Origin of the sequence: Lyngbya confervoides BDU141951 (assembly GCF_000817775.3) — a bacterium.
In the GTDB taxonomy this organism is placed as follows: domain Bacteria; phylum Cyanobacteriota; class Cyanobacteriia; order Thermosynechococcales; family Thermosynechococcaceae; genus Lyngbya; species Lyngbya confervoides.
This window is the reverse complement of sequence record NZ_JTHE03000075.1, coordinates 1-2,981: the sequence shown is the minus strand read 5'-3', so window position 1 is coordinate 2,981 and position 2,981 is coordinate 1. Positions and strand designations below refer to the sequence as shown.

At 45.7% G+C, this 2,981-nt stretch carries 5 protein-coding genes; all 5 read left to right on the top strand.

What is annotated here, in order from left to right:
• Positions 1-218 (top strand): PIN domain-containing protein (locus QQ91_RS12880; protein ID WP_201277528.1); only part of this gene is annotated, 218 nt, incomplete at its 5' end.
• A 189-nt stretch (positions 219-407) separates the two neighbouring features.
• Positions 408-1,019, top strand: coding sequence for a glutathione S-transferase family protein (locus tag QQ91_RS12875; RefSeq protein WP_039725251.1), 612 nt, complete (start codon positions 408-410; stop codon positions 1,017-1,019).
• 220 nt (positions 1,020-1,239) lie between these two features.
• Entirely contained in the window at positions 1,240-1,893 is a 654-nt protein-coding gene (locus tag QQ91_RS12870; RefSeq protein ID WP_130199303.1) for a VC0807 family protein, read from the top strand.
• Positions 1,894-2,072: 179 nt separating this feature from the next.
• Entirely contained in the window at positions 2,073-2,222 is a 150-nt protein-coding gene (locus QQ91_RS12865) for a hypothetical protein (protein WP_160299493.1), read from the top strand.
• A 119-nt stretch (positions 2,223-2,341) separates the two neighbouring features.
• Positions 2,342-2,827, top strand: a complete 486-nt coding sequence (locus tag QQ91_RS12860; protein ID WP_052288207.1) for a DUF4265 domain-containing protein — start codon at positions 2,342-2,344, stop codon at positions 2,825-2,827.
• The last annotated feature ends 154 nt before the right edge of the window (positions 2,828-2,981 follow it).

Genomic DNA, 2,981 nt, shown 5'->3' with positions numbered 1-2,981 from the left:
TTTTGACCACGTATTGTCAGGTGCTTCCCATTACCCCAGAGATTGCTCAACGGGCAGGAGAACTGCGAGGAAACTTGCGGACACAGGGCAGGCCCCGCACCCAGGCCGATATGCTGATTGCGGATACGGCTCACGTTCATCATCTGACTTTGGTAACTCGAAACACTCGCGATTTTGAGCACTGTGATGTTCAGATACTAAACCCATTCAGCCGATAGAAGCCTGGGATGGTTAAGAACAACCTTTGAACTAAGGCAGTCAATTTCTGATCGGGAGAAATGCAACACTACGCCAATCCAAGGGAATTTTTATGTGCCACTAGAATGACGCAAGCTACAGAGTTAATTCCAGAGATTAACTGGATCTAGTGAAGTATGAGGATGATGCGAGTTGAGTGAGGAAATTATATGTATAAAGTTTATGGAGATATGCTGTCGGGAAATTGCTACAAAATCAAATTGTTGATGCAGTTTTTAGATATTTCCCATCAATGGATTCCTGTTGATATCCTCGCGAGTGAGACGCATACCGAAGCCTTTAAGCAGATGAATCCCAACACCCGAATCCCCGTGGTGGAGTTGGATGACGGCAACTATCTGTGGGAGTCCAACGCAATCTTAAATTACTTCGCCGAAGGGACTGACTTTTTGCCCTCAACCAAGTACGAAAGGGCGAAAGTTTTGCAGTGGCAGTTTTTTGAACAATACAGTCACGAACCGTATATTGCCACCGCCAGATATATCAATAAATACCTGGGCTTGCCCCAAGCGCGAGAAGCCGAATATCACGCCAAACAAGCAGGTGGCCATAAAGCGCTGGCCGTGATGGAACAACATTTAGCGGACAATCAATTCTTTCTCGGGGCGAATGCAACTATTGCGGACATTAGCTTGTATGCCTACACCCATGTCGCCCATGAGGGCGGCTTTGACTTATCAGAGTATGCCAATATTCAGCGATGGTTCAAAGATTTTGAAAGCATTCCTGGCTATATCAAAATGGCGAGAGAAAACGCCTAATAACCTGGCGGTATTGGGGCTTCTCAACAGGGTCGGTTGCGATCGCCCAGTTAACGCAATCATTAGCCGTTGACGAAGCAGAAGCCGTCGGGGCTATAGTCAACCTTGTCGCCGAATATTTTTGAGCATCATGTATTTGACGACCAATACCCCCGTTACGCGGCCACCGCTGTCACCCCTGCGCATTAACCGAGATCGCCGTCTCCCCTTACTCTAGAGCGTGAATCAATGGTCTGATTTAAGTGAAAATCTGGCGATATTAGTATCAGAAGCTGAGTTGATGAGACAAAGATTTCCTTGGAAGCAGTTTGCCATTGGAGCTTTGACTCCAGGTCTAATCTTTTATCTCTTCCATCACTTTGAGCAACCCTTGGTGGGTGCCCTGCTAGCGGCGGGATGGAGTGCAGCAGTGATTTTAGTGACTCATCTAGCACTCAAGAAGATAAATCTCTTTGCTGTATTATCTCTGCCCTTGACTTTCATTGAAGTCGTAGGTTTGCTCATCACATTGAATCCGGAATTTTATTTGACCACAGCCGCGATCGATCACGTTCTCTGGGGTTTAATTTGTTTCGGATCATTATTTATCTATCGTCCTTTGATCCTTGTTTTTGCTGAAGCAGTGGGAGGAATACCAAAAACAGAGGAACTTGGAGAATTTGGCCAGTCTCAAGAATTCAGATCGGCCTGGATTATTCTCACGGCAATATGGGGAATTGTGCATCTCATGGCTGCGGCTATCCTAATCGCCTCGCAGATCTGGTTGCCACTGGAATTATTCTTGGTCATTCGCTCAGCTTTAAGTACGCCTTTGCTGGCAGTATTAATCGCCTTTAGTTTCTGGTTTCCAAGATGGTATATGAATCGGTCATAAAGCATCTTTTAGAACTGAATTTTTGACTTGAAATAGGTGTTGTGGTGTCTGCCCTTAAAACGGGTTTACTGTTGAATATGACATCATCTCCAAGCCTGCGATACTGAAGCGATTCAGAGATGCCTCGTCAAAGTTGTCTGGTTTATAGTCAAACTTATCGTTGGATTTCCCTGCTGCCCATGTCTTTGACGACCGATACCCCCGTTACACGGCGATCGCTGTCGCCCCTGCGCATTAACCGAGATCGCCTCTTGCACCGCCTCGATCAACTGGCTCAAGTGGGGGCGATCTATGGTGCTGAGCTTTGGGCTATGCCTGAAAATATGTGAAAACTTTGTTGCGATCGCCCCACAGCCTCATGATCGGAAGAAAACTTCTGGCGATCGATCTAGATTAGAACAATATCCAGCAACTTACCATTCAATAAGTTGGTTAGGCGGCACTAACTATGAGTAACGAAAATTTAGAAAAAGTTTATATCGATCTTCCAAATCACTGGGCGATCGGTGGTGAATCACTTTGGGCTACTCCGCTGGGAAATGACCTGTATCGTATCGAAAATGTCCCATTCTTTGCATATGGTCTAAATTTCTTAGACATTGTTGTTGCCACAGCTGACTCTGATGAACTCAAGCCAGAAATACGTAGGGTTGTAACCCCAAGCGGACATCGAACCTATCGAATCATCTTTAACAAAGAAATTGGTCGTGAACGCCAGATTGATCTTTTGAGAACGCTGGAAAAGTATGAAGCCTCGTATGAACGAGCCGATGAAATAAATGTTGCCATAGACATCAAACCCAGTGGGGATTATGTGGCAGTCTACGATCAGTTAGACGAATATGAAAAGGCAGGTCTTTTGTTTTTTGAAACCTGTGAAGCAAGAATCGACGGCAGCTTTGACGATATGCCGGATGATGTAGAAAATGACTGACACCGTACTTTCAAAGATTGGCAAAGCAATTGTTGTCAGGTTTATAGTCAATCTTGTCGCCGCACATTTATCTGATCATCATGTCTCTGACGACCGATACCCCCGTTACACGGCGATCGCTGTCGCCCCTGCGCATTAACCGAGATCGCCTCTT

Coding starts and splice junctions, on each gene's coding strand:
- QQ91_RS12875 (WP_039725251.1), top strand. CDS start 408: ATGTATAAAGTTTATGGAGATATGCTGTCGGGAAATTGCTACAAAATC.
- QQ91_RS12865 (WP_160299493.1), top strand. CDS start 2,073: ATGTCTTTGACGACCGATACCCCCGTTACACGGCGATCGCTGTCGCCC.
- QQ91_RS12860 (WP_052288207.1), top strand. CDS start 2,342: ATGAGTAACGAAAATTTAGAAAAAGTTTATATCGATCTTCCAAATCAC.